This window comes from Pseudonocardia sp. CA-107938 (genome assembly GCF_050936315.1).
Lineage (GTDB): Bacteria > Actinomycetota > Actinomycetes > Mycobacteriales > Pseudonocardiaceae > Pseudonocardia.
In genome coordinates, this window is the sequence record NZ_JBNJNA010000001.1 from 4,553,509 (window position 1) to 4,571,460 (window position 17,952).

15 protein-coding genes are annotated in these 17,952 nt (G+C 74.4%); 12 read left to right on the top strand and 3 right to left on the bottom strand.

Annotated elements, in window-relative coordinates:
• Positions 1 to 83 precede the first annotated feature (83 nt).
• From ACQEVB_RS22600 to ACQEVB_RS22625, 6 genes are read left to right on the top strand one after another with little or no spacing between them, the layout of a single operon-like run.
• A complete protein-coding gene (locus ACQEVB_RS22600) occupies positions 84 to 1,679 on the top strand; it encodes an acyl-CoA carboxylase subunit beta (RefSeq protein WP_432974569.1) in 1,596 nt (531 codons plus the stop codon).
• Positions 1,680 to 1,693: 14 nt separating this feature from the next.
• On the top strand, positions 1,694 to 3,631 hold the full coding sequence (locus ACQEVB_RS22605; RefSeq protein WP_432974571.1) for an acetyl/propionyl/methylcrotonyl-CoA carboxylase subunit alpha: 1,938 nt from the start codon (positions 1,694 to 1,696) through the stop codon (positions 3,629 to 3,631).
• An 11-nt stretch (positions 3,632 to 3,642) separates the two neighbouring features.
• On the top strand, positions 3,643 to 4,437 hold the full coding sequence (locus ACQEVB_RS22610) for a TIGR03084 family metal-binding protein (protein ID WP_432974573.1): 795 nt from the start codon (positions 3,643 to 3,645) through the stop codon (positions 4,435 to 4,437).
• Positions 4,434 to 6,143, top strand: coding sequence for an acyclic terpene utilization AtuA family protein (locus ACQEVB_RS22615; protein WP_432974575.1), 1,710 nt, complete (start codon positions 4,434 to 4,436; stop codon positions 6,141 to 6,143). Before ACQEVB_RS22610 ends, ACQEVB_RS22615 begins: the two co-directional genes overlap by 4 nt.
• A 43-nt stretch (positions 6,144 to 6,186) precedes the next feature.
• On the top strand, positions 6,187 to 6,924 hold the full coding sequence (locus tag ACQEVB_RS22620; RefSeq protein ID WP_432974576.1) for a GNAT family N-acetyltransferase: 738 nt from the start codon (positions 6,187 to 6,189) through the stop codon (positions 6,922 to 6,924).
• The gene (locus tag ACQEVB_RS22625; protein WP_432974578.1) at positions 6,917 to 9,469 is read left to right on the top strand and encodes a M28 family peptidase; all 2,553 of its coding nucleotides are present in this window, start codon (positions 6,917 to 6,919) and stop codon (positions 9,467 to 9,469) included. The genes ACQEVB_RS22620 and ACQEVB_RS22625 overlap by 8 nt, the downstream gene beginning before the upstream one ends.
• Here the strand turns inward: ACQEVB_RS22625 and ACQEVB_RS22630 are convergent.
• Entirely contained in the window at positions 9,463 to 10,257 is a 795-nt protein-coding gene (locus ACQEVB_RS22630) for a methyltransferase domain-containing protein (RefSeq protein WP_432974580.1), read from the bottom strand. The genes ACQEVB_RS22625 and ACQEVB_RS22630 overlap by 7 nt on opposite strands.
• 4 nt (positions 10,258 to 10,261) lie before the next feature.
• The gene (locus ACQEVB_RS22635) at positions 10,262 to 10,819 is read right to left on the bottom strand and encodes a TetR/AcrR family transcriptional regulator (RefSeq protein ID WP_432974582.1); all 558 of its coding nucleotides are present in this window, start codon (positions 10,817 to 10,819) and stop codon (positions 10,262 to 10,264) included.
• A gap of 88 nt (positions 10,820 to 10,907) precedes the next feature.
• Between ACQEVB_RS22635 and ACQEVB_RS22640 the strand changes: the two genes are divergently transcribed.
• A complete protein-coding gene (locus tag ACQEVB_RS22640; protein ID WP_432974584.1) occupies positions 10,908 to 12,101 on the top strand; it encodes an FAD-dependent monooxygenase in 1,194 nt (397 codons plus the stop codon).
• 205 nt (positions 12,102 to 12,306) lie between these two features.
• On the opposite strand, the gene ACQEVB_RS22645 is transcribed toward ACQEVB_RS22640, so the two are convergent.
• Complete coding sequence (locus ACQEVB_RS22645) at positions 12,307 to 12,885, bottom strand: TetR/AcrR family transcriptional regulator (RefSeq protein ID WP_432974586.1); 579 nt, start codon at positions 12,883 to 12,885, stop codon at positions 12,307 to 12,309.
• Positions 12,886 to 12,962: 77 nt separating this feature from the next.
• Between ACQEVB_RS22645 and ACQEVB_RS22650 the strand changes: the two genes are divergently transcribed.
• The 5 genes from ACQEVB_RS22650 to ACQEVB_RS22670 all read left to right on the top strand — a co-directional run bounded on the left by ACQEVB_RS22650 (position 12,963) and on the right by ACQEVB_RS22670 (position 17,932).
• A complete protein-coding gene (locus ACQEVB_RS22650; RefSeq protein ID WP_432980505.1) occupies positions 12,963 to 13,805 on the top strand; it encodes an SDR family NAD(P)-dependent oxidoreductase in 843 nt (280 codons plus the stop codon).
• A 239-nt stretch (positions 13,806 to 14,044) separates the two neighbouring features.
• On the top strand, positions 14,045 to 15,103 hold the full coding sequence (locus ACQEVB_RS22655) for a sensor histidine kinase (RefSeq protein WP_432974588.1): 1,059 nt from the start codon (positions 14,045 to 14,047) through the stop codon (positions 15,101 to 15,103).
• Positions 15,100 to 15,879, top strand: a complete 780-nt coding sequence (locus tag ACQEVB_RS22660; RefSeq protein ID WP_432974590.1) for a LytR/AlgR family response regulator transcription factor — start codon at positions 15,100 to 15,102, stop codon at positions 15,877 to 15,879. Before ACQEVB_RS22655 ends, ACQEVB_RS22660 begins: the two co-directional genes overlap by 4 nt.
• Positions 15,876 to 16,226, top strand: a complete 351-nt coding sequence (locus ACQEVB_RS22665) for a hypothetical protein (RefSeq protein ID WP_432974592.1) — start codon at positions 15,876 to 15,878, stop codon at positions 16,224 to 16,226. Before ACQEVB_RS22660 ends, ACQEVB_RS22665 begins: the two co-directional genes overlap by 4 nt.
• A gap of 20 nt (positions 16,227 to 16,246) precedes the next feature.
• Positions 16,247 to 17,932 carry a cation acetate symporter gene (locus tag ACQEVB_RS22670; RefSeq protein WP_432974594.1) on the top strand — a complete coding sequence of 562 codons (1,686 nt, stop codon included), beginning with the start codon at positions 16,247 to 16,249 and terminating at the stop codon, positions 17,930 to 17,932.
• Positions 17,933 to 17,952 lie beyond the last annotated feature (20 nt).

Sequence of the window (17,952 nt, forward strand, 5' to 3'; positions counted from 1 at the left end):
CCATCATCGCAGGCGGACGCTACGGTCGTCACGAGTGAACCGTCAATCACATCTGCAGTCCTGAGAAGCACCTCGGAGGATGGATGCCCGCACTGATCTCGCGGGTCGACACCGCGTCGGAGGAGTTCGTCGCCAACCGGGCGCACCAGCTCGCGGTGCTCGACGAGCTGAACGCCGAGCTGGAGAAGGTGATCGCCGGCGGCGGCGAGAAGTACGTGGATCGGCACCGCCGGCGCGGCAAGCTGCCCGTGCGCGAGCGGCTGGAGCTGCTCCTCGACCCCGACAGCCCGTTCCTCGAGCTGTCGCCGCTGGCCGCCTGGGGCACCGACTTCACCGTCGGCGCCTCCGTGCTGACGGGCATCGGCGTGGTCTCCGGCGTGGAGTGCCTGGTCATCGGGCACGACCCGACCGTGCGCGGCGGCGCGATGAACCCGTACTCGCTGCGCAAGAGCCTGCGCGCGCTGGAGATCGCGCGGATCAACCGCCTGCCCGTGATCAACCTCGTGGAGTCCGGCGGCGCCGACCTGCCGTCCCAACTCGAGCTGTTCGTCCCGGGCGGGCGGATCTTCCACGAGCTGACGGAGCTGTCGGCGCTCGCGATCCCGACGATCGCGCTGGTCTTCGGCAACTCGACGGCCGGGGGCGCGTACGTGCCCGGCATGTGCGACCACGCCGTGCTCGTCGACCGCGGGGCGAAGGTGTTCCTGGGCGGTCCGCCGCTGGTCAAGATGGCCACCGGCGAGGACGCCGACGACGAGGAGCTGGGCGGCGCGCAGATGCACAGCCGCGTCTCCGGGCTCTCCGACTACTTCGCCACCGATGAGGTGGACGCCATCCGCCTCGGCCGCGCCATCGTCAAGCGGCTCAACTGGCGCAAGCTCGGCCCCGCGCCGGGCCCCGCACGCGAGCCGCGCTACGACCCCGACGAGATCCTCGGCATCGTCTCCCGCGACATCAAGGTGCCGTTCGACCCGCGCGAGATCCTCGCCCGCACGGTCGACGACTCCGACTTCGACGAGTACAAGCCGCTCTACGGCACCTCGCTCGTGACGGGGTGGGCGCAGATCCACGGCTATCCCGTCGGGGTGCTCGCCAACCACCGCGGCGTGCTGTTCAGCGAGGAGTCGAAGAAGGCGACGGAGTTCATCCTGCTCGCCAACCAGACCGACACGCCGTTGGTGTTCCTGCAGAACACCACCGGCTACATGGTCGGCACCCAGTACGAGCAGGGCGGCATCATCAAGGACGGCGCCAAGATGATCAACGCCGTCACCAACAGCGCCGTCCCGCACCTCACGATCACCATGGCGGCCTCGTTCGGCGCGGGGAACTACGGCATGTCCGGCCGCGGCTACGACCCGCGGCTGATGTTCGCCTGGCCCGGCGCGAAGCTCGCGGTGATGGGGGCCGCGCAGCTCGCGGGGGTGCTCTCGATCGTGGGGCGGGCCTCCGCGAAGAGCCAGGGCAAGCCGTTCGACGAGGAGTTCGACAAGCAGCGCACGGCCTACATCGAGGCGCAGATCGAGAAGGAGTCGCACGCGTTCGCCGTCACCGCGCGGCTCTACGACGACGGCATCGTCGACCCGCGCGACACGCGGACCGTGCTCGGCATGTCGCTCTCGGCCGTCCACTCCCAGACCGTTGCCGGACGCCGCGGCTTCGGCGTCTTCAGGATGTGACGCAGCAGATGACCATGATCGAGAAGCTGCTGGTGGCCAACCGCGGGGAGATCGCGGCCCGCGTCGTGCGCACCGCGCACCGGCTGGGCATCCCGACGGTCGCGGTCTTCTCCGATCCCGACGCCGACGCGCCCTTCGTCGCACTCGCCGACGAGGCCGTCCGGCTGCCCGGCGCCGCGCCGGCGGACACCTACCTGCGCGGCGATCTGATCATCGAGGCGGCCCGCCGGACCGGCGCCGACGCCGTCCACCCGGGGTACGGGTTCCTGTCGGAGAACGAACGGTTCGCCCGCGACTGTCGAGGATCCGACATCACGTTCGTGGGTCCCACACCGGACGCCATCGCGGCCATGGGTTCGAAGACCGAGGCGAAGGCCCTGATGGCCGCCGCCGGTGTTCCGGTCCTGCCCGGCGCCACGCTGACGGCCGGCACCGACCTCGCCGCGACGGCCGCGCGCATCGGCTACCCGCTGCTGGTCAAGGCCGCCTTCGGGGGCGGCGGGCGGGGCATGCGGGTGGTGCGGTCCGCTGACGAGCTGGCCGATGCCGTCGAGGGCGCCCGCCGCGAGGCCGCGGCGGCGTTCGGCGACGGCACCGTGTTCCTGGAGCGGTACGTCGTCGACCCGCGGCACGTCGAGGTGCAGATCGTCGGCGACGCCCACGGCACCGTCGTGCACCTGTTCGAGCGCGAGTGCTCGATCCAGCGGCGCTACCAGAAGATCGTCGAGGAGGCCCCGTCACCGGCCGTCGACGACGCGCTGCGGGCCGAGCTGGGCGCCGCGGCCGTGGCGGCGGCCAAGGCCATCGGCTACGTCGGCGCCGGCACGGTCGAGTTCGTGCTGGCGCAGGACGGCACCTTCGGGTTCCTCGAGGTCAACACGCGCCTGCAGGTGGAGCACCCGGTCACCGAGCTGATCACCGGGCTGGACCTGGTCGAGGTGCAGCTGCGGGTGGCCGAGGGCGCGCCGCTGCCGCCGTCGGTGACCGGCGCGCGGATCGACGGGCACGCGATCGAGGCGCGCCTCTACGCCGAGGACGTCACGGCCGGCTTCCTGCCGGCCACCGGCACGCTGCACACGTTCCACATCGAGGGGGACATTCGGGTCGACGCCGGGGTCGTCGGTGGCTCGGTCGTCTCCCCGCACTACGACCCGATGCTGGCCAAGGTGATCGCGCACGGCACCACCCGCTCAGACGCCGTCCGCACGCTCGCGCGGGCGCTCGCCACCGCGCGGATCCACGGCGTGACGACCAACCGGGACCTGCTCGTCGGGATCCTGCGCGAGGCCGAGTTCCAGGCCGGGAAGACCGACACCGGCTACCTGACCAGGCACGATCCCGCTCGACTCGGCGCGGCGCCGGAGCCCGGCCCGTTCGCCGTCGCCGCCGCCCTGGCGACCCAGGCCCGCAACCGGGCCGAGGCGCCGGTGCTGGGATCGCTCCCGTCGGGGTTCCGCAACGTGGGCGGGCTGCCCCAGCGCATCGCGTTCACCCGCGGTGAGCAGGAGCTGGACGTCCGCTACCGGATGCGGCCGTTCTCCGCGACCGTGAACGGCGAGCCGCTCGACGCCCAGCTGGTCTCGGCGACGCCGGACGAGGTCGTCCTGGAGATCGGCGGGATCCGCCGGCGCTACGCGGTGCACCGGGCCGGCGGCGTCTCCTACGTCGACGGTCCCGACGGCTCGGCCGCACTGGCCGGGGTGCCGCGCTTCCCGGACCCGAACGCGGCCGCCGCCCCTGGCTCGCTGCTCGCGCCGATGCCGGGCGGGGTGGTTCGGGTGCTGGCCGAGGTCGGCGCCGCGGTGACGCACGGCCAGCCGCTGGTGGTGCTGGAGGCGATGAAGATGGAGCACACCGTCGTCGCCCCGGTGGACGGGGTGCTCGCGGAGCTGGCCGTGCGGGCCGGGGACCAGGTCGACACCGGCCAGGTGCTGGCCGTCGTGACGGACTGAGAGGAGTGATCGTGGCCGTGTCCATGGCGGGGCTCGCCGACGACCTCGAAGCCGAGACCGCGGTGCTGCGCGCGCTCGTCGCGCCGCTGCCGGAGGAGGGGTGGCGAGCGCCGACCCCGGCCGTCGGCTGGTCGGTGGCCGACCAGGTGTCGCACCTGGCGTACTTCGACGACGCCGCGACGCAGTCCGCCACCGACCCCGACGCGTTCCGTGCGCGCCTGCAGCAGCTCGTCGCGAGCGGCACGGTCGACCCGGACGCGATCGCCGCGCAGTTCCGCGACCTGTCCGGCATCGAGCTGCTGCAGTGGTTCGACCGCTCCCGCGCGGGCCTGTTGGCGGCCTTCCGCCCGCTCGATCCCGCGCTGCGCGTGCCGTGGTTCGGGCCGGCCATGAGTGCCGCCTCGGCGCTCACCGCGCGGATCATGGAGACCTGGGCGCACGGCCAGGACGTGGCCGACACCCTCGGCGTCACGCGGGAGCCGACCGACCGGCTCCGGCACGTCGCGCACATCGGGGTCGGCGCCCGCGCCTACAGCTACGCCGTGCACGGCAAGGAGGCGCCGACGACGCCGATCCGCGTCGTCCTGGACGCCCCGACCGCCGGCGTCTGGACGTGGGGACCCGAGGACGCGGCCGACGTCGTCACCGGCCCGGCGCTGGACTTCTGCCTCGCCGTCACCCAGCGCCGCCACCTCGACGACCTCGCCCTCACGATCACCGGGCCCGCCGCCACCGAGTGGATGGCGATCGCGCAGGCCTACGCCGGCGCCGCCGGCACGGGCCGCAAGCCGGGGGCGTTCGCGTGACGCCCGACCGGCCGGTGCTCGTCGCCAACTGCTCCGGCTTCTACGGGGACCGGCTCTCCGCGGCACGGGAGATGGTCGACGGCGGGCCGATCGACGTGCTGTGCGGCGACTACCTCGCCGAGCTGACCATGCTCATCCTGGCGAAGGCGCAGGCCAAGGACCCGCAGCTCGGGTACGCGAAGACGTTCCTCACGCAGGTGGAAGACGTGCTCGGCACCTGCCTGGAGCGCGGCATCAAGATCGTGTCCAACGCCGGGGGCCTGAACCCGGCCGGGCTCGCCGCGGCCATCCGCGCGGTCGCCGACCGGCTCGGCCTGTCGGCCAGCGTGGCGCACGTCGAGGGAGACGACCTGCGCGGGAACCTCGCCGCGATCACCCCCGCGGTCGACAGCAAGCCCGTGTCCGCCAACGCCTACCTCGGTGCGTGGGGCATCGCGGAGGCGCTCGGGGCCGGCGCCGACGTCGTCGTCACGGGTCGGGTCACGGACGCCTCGCTCGTCGTCGGTCCGGCGGCGTGGTGGCACGGCTGGTCGCGGGAGGACTTCGACGCCCTCGCCGGCGCCGTCGTGGCCGGGCACGTGATCGAGTGCGGGCCGCAGGCCACCGGCGGCAACTACGCGTTCCTCGACGAGATCACCGACCGCCGCCTCCCCGGCTTCCCGATCGCCGAGGTCGCCGCCGACGGGTCCTCGGTGATCACCAAGCATCCGGGCACGGGCGGGCTCGTGTCCGTCGGGACGGTCACCGCCCAGCTGCTCTACGAGCTGCAGGGCCCGGCCTACCTCGGCCCCGACGTCACCGCCCACTTCGACACGATCGCGCTGGCGCAGGAGGGCGAGCACCGCGTGCGGATCTCCGGGGTGCGCGGCAGCGCCCCACCGGACACGCTGAAGGTGGCGCTCAACGACGTCGGCGGGTTCCGCAACTCCATGACGATGGTGCTGACCGGGCTCGACATCGAGTCGAAGGCGGCCTTCGCGGAGGAGCAGCTGTTCTCCGTGCTCGGCGGGAAGGACCGGTTCGCCGAGGTCGACGTGCGGCTGCTGCGGTTCGACCGCCCCGACGCGCCGACCAACGAGCAGGCCACCGCGCACCTGCGCGTCACCGTCAAGGACCCGGACCCGCGGAAGGTGGGCCGCGCCTTCTCCAACGCCATGGTGGAGCTGGCGCTCGGCGGCTACGCCGGGTTCCACACGACCTCGCCGCCGACGCCCGAGTCGGCGTTCGGCGTCTACCGGCCGGCCGCCGTGCCGCGGTCCGCCGTCGAGCAGGTGGTGGTGCACCACGACGGCACCCGCACGGTGGTCGCCGACCCGCCCACCGGGCCCGTCCCGGCGCCGGCGCCGGTCGCGAGCGCGCCGGTGCTCGGCCCGACCCGGCGCGTCCCGCTCGGGACGGTGTGCGGGGCGCGGTCGGGCGACAAGGGCGGGGACGCGAACATCGGCGTCTGGGCGCGTGACCGGGCAGGACACGCGTGGCTCCGCGGGTTCCTCACCCCGGACGTCGTGCGGGACCTCCTCGGGCCGGAGGCCGCCGACCTCGACGTCGAGGTGCACGACCTGCCCAACCTGCACGCCGTCAACGCCGTCGTGCACGGGCTGCTCGGGGACGGCGTGGCCAGCTCCACGCGACCGGATCCGCAGGCGAAGGGGCTCGCGGAGTACCTGCGCAGCCGGATCGTGGACGTGCCTGAGGGGTTGCTGTGATCCCGTTGGACAGCCGGGGCCGCACCACGGTGTGATCGCCCGCGTGGATGACGTACTCGGGATGATCGACACCCAGCTGCGCGCGACGGCGGGGGAGCGGGTGGGGCCGGTCGTCCGGCAGGTGGCGAAGGAGCCGGGTGGCTGGAACGGCGTGGTGTACGCCGAGCTCGACGAGGAGACCGCCGACGCCGCGATCGCCGAACAGGTCCGGTTCTACGCCGGGCTGGGGCTGCCCTTCGAGTGGAAGTACTACAGCCACGACCGGCCCGCCGACCTGCCCGACCGGCTGCTCGCCGCCGGGTTCGTCGCCGAGCCGGAGGAAGCGCTGATGGTGGCCGCGACCGCCGACGTGCCGGCGGCCGTGCTGCCCGACGGGTTGCGGCTCGTCGACGTGCACGACCGCGCCGGTCTCGAGCAGGTGGCCGCCGTCCACGGGGCCGCGTTCGGCAGCGACCACTCGTGGATGGCCGACCTGCTCGCCGGCCCGGTCGCCGCCGGCACCACGATCCCCGTGCTCGTGCTGCACGGCGACGAACCCGTGAGCGCGGCCCGGCTCGACCTGCACCCCGGCACCGACTTCGCCAGCCTGTGGGGCGGCGGGACCGTCCCGGAGTGGCGGGGCCGCGGCATCTACCGCGCCACCGTGGCGCACCGCGCCGCCATCGCCCGCGTCCACGGACACCGCTGGCTGCGCACCGACGCCCTCCCCACCAGCCGCCCCATCCTCGAACGCATCGGCTTCACCCAGGTCGGCACCACCGTCCCGTACACGCATGGCTGAGTGGCACGGGCCGGCAGGACGCGACATCGACCAGGAACGGGCCGGCCCGGGCCGGGCAACCCCCGACCCGGCGCCGGCGACCGGGGAACCACCAGCCACGGGACCGAGCACGGCAGCCGCAACCTCGCCGGTCGGGACGCTGAGCACCACGTCGGCGGATGCCGCATCGGCCGACGCGCCGGCCGAGCCGAGGCCGGTCGACGCGTCGAGCGCACCACCACCACCACTGCCACCACCCCCGCCCGCTACCAGCACCGATGCGCGCGGCCCGGTCCGCCCGGTCGTGGCGTGGGTGGCGCTGCTGATCGTCGTCGCGGTGGCGGCGCTGGCATCGTGGGCGGCGGGACCGCCGGCCGCCCGTTCGGCCGCCGCCCCGCCGGACCTGTTCAGTGCCGAACGGGCCGCGGCCGACCTCGACGCGCTGGCCACCGGGCCGGCCGTGACCGGTTCGCCGGCAGGCGACGCCGTGCGGGATCGCCTCGTCGCCCGCCTGGCCGAGCTCGGGCTCGCCCCGCAGGTGCAGCGCGGCACCGGCATCTCGGTGAAGGGGCAGACCGCGTCGGCGGGTCGGGCGGAGAACGTCGTCGCCACCCTGCGCGGCACGGCGCCGGGCGCGGGTCGGGTCGTGGTGGTCGCCCACTACGACACCGCGCCGGGATCGCCCGGCGCCGCCGACGACCGCGCGTCCGTCGCGGCGGTGCTGGAGATCGCGCGGGCGCTGACGGCCGGCCCACCGCCCCGGGCCGACGTCGTGTTCCTGCTGACCGACGGCGAGGAGTCCGGGCAGCTGGGTGCCGCGCTGTTCGGGCGGCTGCAGCCCGGCCCCGGGGTCGTCGTCAACGGCGAGGGCGAGGGCAACGCCGGCCCGTCGATGCTGGTGCAGCTCACGCCAGGCGCCAGGCCGGTGGTGGCGGCGTTCGCCGGCGCCGACCACTCGGCAGGCCACTCGGTCACCCCTGCGCTGTTCCCGCTGCTGCCCGACGCCACCGACCTCGACGCGCTCGGCGCCGCCGGCTACGCGGGCCTCACCCTCTCCCCGATGGACGGCCGGGCCTACCACCAGTCGCCGCTGGACACGCCGGACCGCCTCGACCGCGGCACGCTGCAGCAGCACGGCGACACGATGTTGTCGCTGGTGCGGGGGTTCGCCGACGGCGACGCGGCCGTGCCGGAGCGCTACGGCGCCACGTTCGTGACGCTGTTCGGGCTGGTCCTGCACTACCCGGACGGCGCGCTGGTGCCGTTGGTGCTGCTGTCGTTCGCGATCGTCGTCGTGTACGCCATGCTGGCGCGGCGGCAGCGTGGCGCGGTCGGTCCGCGGCTGGTGGCCGGCAGCGTGCTCGCGCTGCTGGGCCTGATCGTCGCGGGCGCCCTCGGTACGGGGCTGGTCCAGCTGCTGGTCACCGTGCAGCCCGGGTACGCGGCGATGCCGTCCGTCGAGCCGTACCGGCCCGGGTTCCTGCGCGCGGCGGTGGCGGTGCTGGCCGCGTTCGTCGTGCTGACGTGGGCGGGGCTGCTCCGCCGCCGGGTCGGCCGGCCGGGCGTCGCGTTTGGCACGGTCCTGTGGCTCGCGGTCGCCGGCGCGGTGCTGTCGGGCATCGCCCCCGGCACCGCGTTCGTCGCGACGCTGCCGGCGATCACGGCCGGGCTGGGGGCGATCGCGGCGCTGCTCGTCGGGGACGAACGCCCCAGGGTCCAGCTGCTCGTGTCGCTGGCCGGAGCGTTGCTCGCCGCGCTGCTGCTCCTGCTGCAGGGCAGCGCCGTGCTGCTCGGCGGCCTGCCGGGGGCGACGCTCGCCGCCGTCCTGTACGCCGCAGCAGGTTTGCTCCTGCTGCCGGTCGTCGCGGCCGCGGTCGGCCGGCGCACCCGGCTCGTGCCGGTGCTCGCGCTCGTGGTGACGGCCGCGCTGGTGGCGGCCGGGGTGGCCGCGGACCCGTTCGGGCCGGCGTACCCGCGTCCCACGGCGCTGGCCTACGTCGCCGACGCCGGCGGCGGCGCCTGGTGGGTGACCAGCGACCCGACCCCGCCGGACTGGACGCGCCACTACACGCCACAGGCCGGCCCGGTCGCCACCCCGCTGCCGACGGGCGTCGGCCACTGGCGCGGGCCCGCGCCGGCCACCGGGGTGCCGGCCCCGGAGGTCACCGCCATCGGCACGCGGGACGCTCCGGGCGGCACGGTCGTCACGCTGCGCGTCCGCAGCCTGCGCGGCGCCGGCACGATCACCGTGCAGGCCGCCCGTCCCGCCGTCGACGTCGGCGTCACGATGGACGGCGACGGCCCGGTGCGCAGCCGGGTCGGCCCCGGCACCCCGCTCGAGGATCCGCGGTTCCCGTTCCGGCTGCAGCTCACCGACGTGCCGGCGACCGGCGCGACCGTCGAGCTCACCGTCGCCGGACCAGGACCGCTCCAGCTCGCCGTCTCCGACTCCACACCCGGGCTCGACGCCGTGCCGGGGTTCGCGCCGCGACCCGCGGAGCTGACCAGGGGCCGGGCCGACTCCGACGTGGTGATCGCGTCGCGGCTGGTGGTGGTCGGCTACTGAGGCTTGCGTCCCCACGCGGAGACCAGCGGCGCGGTGGCGAGCTCGGGCAGCCGGCCGGCCGCGAGGTTGTCGAGGTGCTGGTCGATCTCGGCGGCGGTCGCGATCCCGGCGTCGACCAGGCGGTCGCGGATCTGCTCGACGGTGGCCCGTTCCAGGACGGCGCAGGCCGGGTGGGTCAGCGGGAAGTAGGCGTCGCCGGCGACGTCGGCGAGCCCCTGCTCGCGCAGGAGCCGCGGCAGCGTCCGGCCGACGGCCAGGTCGGCACCGCGGCCGGCCATGAGGGTGCGGAACCCGCCCCGCAACCGGTTGGCCAGCTGCTGCTCCGGGCCGTGGTCGTCGGGGCAGAGCAGCGGCTGCAGGCCGGGGTCGGCCTCCTCGACCAGCAGGCGACCGCCCGGGCGCAGCGCAGCGACCATGGTCGCGAGCGCGGCCGCGCGCTGCGGCACGTGCGTGAGCACGAGCCGGGCGTGCACGAGGTCGAACCCGATCGCCGGGGGCGGGTCGGTGCCGATGTCGTGGCGCAGCACCTGGACGTCGCCGGCGCCGTCGAGCCATGACGTGTCGATGTCGGTGGCCACGACCAGCCCGTCCGGGCCGACCAGGTCGGCGAGCCTGCGCGCCAGCTCCGGTCCGCCGGCACCGACCTCCCAGCACCGCCACCCGGAGGAGATGCCGAGGTCCTGCACGTGCCGCAGCGTGACCGGGTCGAACAGGGTCGCGAGCGCGGCGAACCGGGTGCCCGCCTCGCGCTGCTCGTTGGCGAGCAGGTAGCCATCCTCGGTGGCCATCGGCTCAGCCCGGCAGGAGAGCCCGCATCGCGGCCTCGATCGCGGCCTCGCGCACCCGGGCCAGCTCGTCGTCGTCGAAGACGGCGACGGTGTCCTGCAGGCCCCCGAGCGCGACCACGGCGCGGACCCGGTCGGCGGGGTCGTCGCTGCCGACGAGCACGGCGTCGACGCGTTCGCGCCAGTGCACGATGACGGGCAGGATGTCGAGCTCGCGGATGGCGTGCACGTCCCGGATCAGCCCGCGCAGCACCTGCCGGTGACGCACGCAGATGTCGTAGTAGGCCAGCACGGTCGGGCGCGGATCGCGGCTGACCGCCCCGTCCTGCGCGGTGGCTTCGACGGCCTCCGCGAGCGCCCGCAGCTCGTCGACCAAGGGCTGGACGAGGGAGCTCATCAGCTCGTTCTTCGACGGAAAGTGGTAGTAGAGCGCCGCCTTGGTGATGCCGAGGCGTTCGGCGATCTCGCGGAGGCTGGTCTGCTCGAACCCGCGCTGGGCGAACAGCTCGCCCGCGACGGCGCGGATCTCGGCGCGGGTCTCGGCGGCGGGCTGGCGGGGCACCATCGGATCTTAGGAGCTTCTCAGCGCCAGAGTTGTTTACCTGCCGCACGGTCAGTAATTTACCGTGCGGCAGGTAAACAAAGGGGGAGTGATGTCCAGGGTCCTCATCTCCGGCGCGAGCGCCGCCGGTCCGGCACTCGCGCTCTGGCTCTACCGGGCAGGGCACGAGGTCACCGTCGTCGAGCGCTCGCCCGCCGTCCGCGACGGCGGCTACCCGATCGACCTGCGCGGCGTCGCCATCGACGTCGTGGAACGGATGGGCCTGCTCGACGAGGTGGTCGCTGCCGACATCGCCACCCGTGCCGCCACCTTCGTCGACGACCGTGGCCGCATCGTCGCGTCGCTCGCCGCGGACCGCCGCGACGCCGCGAACCGGGACGTCGAGCTCCCCCGCGGCGACCTGACCGCGATCCTCTACGCGGCCACGCGGAACGACGTCGAGTACGTCTTCTCCGACTCGATCGCCGGCCTGCAGCAGGACCCGTCCGGCGTGGGGGTGACGTTCGAGCGCTCGGCGCCTCGCACGTTCGACCTGGTCGTGGGCGCCGACGGGCTGCACTCGATCGTCCGGCGGCTCGCGTTCGGCCCTGAGGAGCGGTACCGGCACGACCTCGGGCTGAACTACGCCGGCTTCTCCGTCCCGAATACGTTCGGTCTCGCCCAGGAGGCGGTGATCTACAACGTGCCCGGCCGCGCCGCAGCGCTCTACGCCGTGCGGGGCCGTTCCGAGGTGATCGCGCTGCTGGCGTTCGCCGGGCCGCCCTCCGGCGCCCGCCACGACGTCGCCGCACAGCAGGCGCTGGTCACCGCGGCGTTCACCGGGCTGGGCTGGCACGTGCCCGAGGTGCTCGGACGGATGGAGGGTGCCGCGGACTTCTACTTCGACACGGTCAGCCAGGTCCGCATGCCCGAGTGGACGCGCGGGCGGGTCGCGCTCGTCGGCGACGCGGGGTACGCGCCGTCGTTCCTCTCCGGGCAGGGCACCAGCCTCGCCGTCGTCGGGGCGTACGTGCTGGCCGGGGCGCCGGACGTCGCCACCGCACTGCCGGCCTACGACCGCGCTCTGCGCGACTACGTCGAGCGCAACCAGGGCCTGGCGGCCGCCGGCGGCCGGATGATCCTGCCGCGGACCCGGGCGGCGCTGTGGCGCCGCAACGCACTGCTGCGGCTGGCGCCGCTCGCCGCCCGGCTCGGCCTCGGCCAGGGCCCCGACCGCGCCTTCACCGAGGCCACGACGGCCATCCGGCTGGACGAGCTCGCCGCGCCGGCGGGCGTCTCGCGATAGCCCGCGCCCCGCGCGAGTCCCGCGTCCCGCCGGGCGAGTCGTGCGTTCCGCCGGACGAGTTGCGCGTCCTGCCGGGCGAGTCGTGCGTTCCGCCGGGCGAGTTGCGCGTTCCGGCGGGCGAGTTGCGCGTCCCGGCGCCGCCGCCGGCGAATGCTCACAACGCGAGACTCGCCCGGCGGAACGCAAGACTCGCGCCGGCGGGCGTTCAGGGGGCGAGGGCGGGCAGCAGGATCTCTCCCAGGTACTGCTCCAGCTCGACCGGGGGCGGCGTGAGGATCAGCGAGACGGTGTTGCGCACCAGCCACTCCGCGAGGATCACCGGATCGCGCCGGGCGATCGCGCCGCTCGCCGCCGCCTCCTCCAGAAGCGGCCGCAGCTGGCCCGTGACCAGCTCGATCAGTGCGGCGCTGTCGCGTGTGACGTAGGTGCCGACGAGGTCGGGCTCGTCGGCGAGCACCTTCGCCAGCACCGGGTGCTCGCGCGCCCGCCGCACGACGGTGGCCACCAGGTCGACGACCGTGCCCGGTCCGACCGGGCCGTCGACCCAGCCCGGGAGCGCGGTGAGGAGCCGGTGGGCGTCGCGGATCAGCAGGAGCATGGCCGCCTGCTCGATCGTGCCGACCTGCCGGTACACGGTGGTGCGGTTGACCCCGAGCTCCTGCGCGACGTCCGGCACCGACGTGCGCCGCACCCCGTACCGGACGAAGCAGCGGGCGGTCGCGTCGAGGTAGGGGTCCAGGGCGGCCGGGGGAGGAGCCAGGGGTACCGGCGGTAACACCGCCATCGCGATCCCCCTCCCGGTGTGCAACACTGCGACAAAACAGTTGCGTTGTTGCAGCAGTGTAGGCGATGGGAGACACCGTGCGGGACTTCACCGACAAGGTCGCCGTCATCACCGGCGCCGGCTCCGGCATCGGCCGGGCGCTCGCCATCCAGCTCGCGCAGCGGGGTGCCCGGCTCGCCCTGTCCGACATCGACCCGGTCTCCGTCGCCGACACCGTGGCGACCTGCGAGAAGATCGGGGCCACGGCCGTCGGGTACCCGCTCGACGTGTCCGACCGCGCCGCCGTGTACGCCCACGCCGACCAGGTCGTCGCCGAGTTCGGGCAGGTCAACCTGGTGGTCAACAACGCGGGCGTCGCCCTCATGGCCACCGTCGAGGACATGTCGTGGGACGACTTCGAGTGGATCATGGGGATCAACTTCTGGGGCGTCATGCACGGCACGAAGGCGTTCCTGCCGCACCTCATCGCCTCCGGCGACGGGCACCTGGTGAACCTGTCGAGCGTGTTCGGCCTGATCGGCGTGCCGACGCAGAGCGCCTACAACGCCACCAAGTTCGGCGTCCGCGGGTTCACCGAGGCCCTGCGCGAGGAGATGCTCATCGCCGGCCACCGCGTCGGCGTCAGCTGTGTGCACCCCGGCGGCATCGACACCAACATCGCCCGCGCCGCCCGCAAGCCCGACGGCGTCGACGACGAGGAGACGGCGCGCAGCTTCGCCAAGATCGCCGGCACCTCACCGGACGACGCGGCGAAGACCATCCTCCGCGGCGTGGAGCGCAACTCCGCGAAGATCCTCATCGGCATGGACGCGCGGGTCATCGACCTGATGCCGCGCGTGCTCGGCTCCACCTACCAGCGGCTCATCGCCACCGGGTCGAAGCTGTCGAAGCGGTTCGGGGTCGATCTCGGGCTGGGCTGACGGCCGCGGCGGTGATCAAGGGCAGAAGGTGGTTCGGGATCGATCCAGCCACGACACTTTCCCCTTGATCACCGCCGTGCTGTGCGACGGCTGCACCGCTCTGCGTGCGCTGGCCCAACCGATCGTCCGGGCGCCCGCCTCCTCCCCGTGACGGCCGCGCATGGGGGACTCGCGGTCCTGGTGCTCACCGTGCGGAGTCGCCGGCGCCGGGACGGGCGCGGAGCTGCCATCATCGCCGGATGGCGGGATGGCGTGGTCTCGGCCGCCCGCGGTCCGCGGGCGCCGAGGCGATGGGCGTGCTCGGCATCGGCCGACGCATCGTGGCCGAGCTGCGGGCTGGCCTCGACGGGCCGGGCGCCCAGTCCGCGGTGCGTCGCCTGCACGGCCTGCTCGGCGCGGACACGGTCGGGCTCGTCGACCTGAGCGGGGACGGGGTGTGGGCCGGTCGCGCGACGGAGCCGGGCCCGGCCCGCGAGGTGGTGGCCGCGGTGCTGCGCACGGACGCGCGCGCGACCCGGGCCGGGCTGGTCGGGCTGCCCGTCCACGCGCGGGACGAGCTGGTCGGAGCCCTCGTCGTGGCCGGTGACGGGCTGGACCGGGCCGCCGTGCAGGAGGCCGCCGCCTGGGTCGGGGAGGCGCTGGAACGGGCCCGGTTGGAGGCCTCGGCAGAGGTGGCCGAGCAGGCCGAGCTGCGAGCGCTGCGCGCCGAGATCTCGCCGCACTTCGTCTACAACTCGCTGACCGCGATCGCGTCGTTCGTCGAGTCCGAGCCGGAACGGGCCCGCGAGCTGATGCTCGACTTCGCCGAGTACACCCGGCACAGCCTCGCCCGCGGCGGCGACTACACGACGGTGGCCGGCGAGTTCGGGGCCATCGAGGCGTACCTGGCGCTGGCCAGGGCCGTGCTGGGGGACCGGTTGAAGGTGCAGCTGCGCATCGCCCCGGAGATCCTTCCGGTCGCGCTGCCGTACCTCACGCTGCAGCCGCTGGTGGAGAACGCGGTGCGGCACGGGGTGGAGCTGACCGCCGACGGCGGGCTCGTCCAGGTGCACGGGGAGGCCGCGGGCAGCGAGGCCATCCTCACCGTGGAGGACGACGGCCCCGGCATGGATCCGGAGCACGCGGCCGACGTCCTCGCCGGCCGGGGCAACCCGAACAGCGTCGGCCTGCTCAACGTCGATCGGAGGCTGCGCACCGTGTTCGGTCCGGGCTACGGTCTGGTCATCGAGACCGCCGTGGGCGCCGGCACGAGGGTCGTGCTGCGCATCCCGCGGTTCCAACCCGGGGTGGTGGCGTGAACGGCCCGACGACGAGCGGCTGGCGCGTGCTCGCCGTCGACGACGTCGCTCCGGCGGTCGGGGAGCTGCGCCGGTTGCTGCTGGACGCGCCCGAGGTGGGCTCGGTCGCCACCGCCACCGACACGGTGACCGCACTGCGGTTGATCCAGTCCGGCCCGCTGGACGTGGTGTTCCTCGACATCTCGATGCCCGGCATGGACGGCATGGAGCTGGCGTCGCTGCTGTCGCGCATGACGGATCCGCCGGTGGTGGTGTTCGTGACCGCCTACGAGGAGCACGCGGCCACGGCGTACGGCATCGGCGCCGCCGACTACCTGCTGAAGCCGGTGCGGCCAGAGCGGTTGCGGGCCGCACTGGACCGGGTCAAGCGCTTCCTGGCCACGCCGAGCTCGCCGGAGCCGGAGGTGGTGGACGCGCTGGCCGCGGTGCCGGTCGAGCTGGCCGGGCGCACCCGGTTCGTGCGCCGCGACGACGTGCGCTACGTCGAGGCGCAGGGCGACTACGTCCGGCTGCACACGCCGTCCGGGGCGCACCTGGTGCGCATCCCGATCTCGCGGCTGGAGGAGCACTGGAGCCACGCGTCGTTCGTGCGCGTGCACCGCAGCTTCCTCCTGGCCGTGCCGGCCGTTCGCGAGCTGCGCAGCGACCTCACCGGCGGCCTGCTCGCCCACACCGACGTGGGGGACGTGCCGGTGAGCCGCCGGCACGCGCGCGAGCTGCGGGAACTGCTGCTGGAGGCGGCCACCCGCGGCGTGTTCGACGGGGGTGGCCGGTGACGCGGCAACGCCGGGTCGCGGTGTCCAGCCCGCAGACGCGCGTCGCGCTCGCCCGTCGCCGTCCGGGCAGCGCCGCGCACCCGCCGCACCTGGCCCCCGCCGACCTGGAACGGGCCCGGCGCGCCCACCGCGAGCAGCTGCGCTGGGCGCTGGTCGCGGTGGTGCTGCTGGGTGGGCTCGTCGTGGGCATCCCGCTGCTGCTCGTCGCCTTCCCCGGCCTCGACGACCTGCGCGTGTTCGGGATCCCCGCGTCCTGGCTCGCGGTGGGCGTGCTGCCCTACCCGCTGCTGATCGCGCTGTCGCGCTGGCAGCTGCGCCGGGCGGAGCGCATCGAGCAGCAGCCGTGACCGGTGGCGGAGCGGGTCCGATGATCGTCACGGCACTGGTGCTGGTGGTGCTCGCGACGCTGCTGATCGGTGCGCGCGGCATCGTGATCCGCTCGACGTCGGACTTCCTGGTGGCGTCGCGGCGGCTCTCGCCGACCGTCAACGCCGCCGCGGTGTCGGGGGAGTACTTGTCGGCGGCGTCGTTCCTCGGCGTGGCCGGGCTCGTCGTGAAGGACGGGATCGGGGCGCTCTGGTACCCCGTCGGCTTCACCGCCGGCTACGTGCTGATGCTCGCGCTGGTGGCGGCCCCGATGCGGCGCACCGGCGCGCTGACCGTGCCCGACTTCGCCCAGGCCCGGCTCGGGTCGCCGGGCCTGCGACGGCTGTGTGCCGTCGCCGTGATCGTGATCGCGGCGATGTACCTCGTGCCGCAGTTCAAGGCGGCCGGGCTGCTGCTCAACCTCGTCGGCGGCACCCCGTACTGGGTCGGGGTGGTGGTGGCCGGCGCCGCGGTCTCGATCACGCTGGCGCTGGGCGGCATGCGCGCGGCCACCTACGTGCAGGCGTTCCAGTTCCTGCTGAAGATGGTGCTGTTCACGGTGCCGGCGATCTGGCTGCTGCTGCACGTCGGCGCGGAGACGCGGTCGTCGGCGCTGACCCCGGTCGAGTTCACGACGTTCGCCAGGGAGACGCCCGTCGAGTTCCGGGTCGACACCCGACTCACGATCACCGAACCCACCACGGTCACGGTGAACCGGGGCGCGCCCACCGTGCTCGCGCCGGGTGCGTACACCGCGACCACCGGCAGCACGTGGACGTTCGCCGCCGGCTCCGACGTGCCCGAGGTCGCCGGCGCCGCCGCGCCCGGTGGCGAAGGGTGGTCGCGGCCGCTGCTCGACCCGTCCGGGGCCGGGTTCCCGCTGCTCGCGACGCTGTCGGTGCTGGTCGCGACCGTGCTCGGCACGATGGGGCTGCCGCACATCGTGGTGCGCTTCCACACCAGCGCGGACGGCTGGGGCGCGCGGCGCACCGCCGCCATCACCGTCGCGATGCTCTCGGCGTTCTACCTGTTCCCGGCGGTGTACGGGCTGCTGGGCGCGGTGCTGCTGCCCGAGCTGTTCCTGGCCGGCGGCACCGACACCGTCGTCGTCGCGCTGCCGGCGCGGGTCGACAGCGGGTGGACGGGGGAGCTGCTCACCGCGATGCTGACCGCCGGCGCGTTCGCGGCGTTCCTGGCGACCTCGCTGGGGCTGCTGCTCGCCCTGTCCGGCGCGGTCTCGCACGACCTGCTGGACACGGCCAGCGTGCGCCGGCTGCGGTTCACCACCCTGGCCGCCGCGGTGGTCGTCGTGGCGCTCGCGCTGCCGGCCGCCCACCTGGACATCTCGGTGCTCGTGACCTCGGCGTTCGCCGTCGCGGCCTCGACGTTCTGCCCGCTGCTCGTGCTCGGCCTGTGGTGGTCCGGGCTCACCGCCCGCGGCGCCGCCGTCGGCATGGTGGTGGGGCTCGTCGCCTCGGCCGGAGTGATCGTGACGGGGCTGGTGGTGGCCCCGCCGCCGGGCCTGGCGTCGGTGGTGCTTGGCCAGCCCGCCCTCTGGTCGGTGCCGCTGGCGTTCGCGACCATGGTCCTGGTGTCCTTGCGGGGCACGGCGCCGGCGTGGGCATCTGCCACGATGCTGCGACTCCACCTGGACGAACGCCCTGAACGGAGCAACCGTTCGTCGTAGAACGCGACCGTTCGTCGACC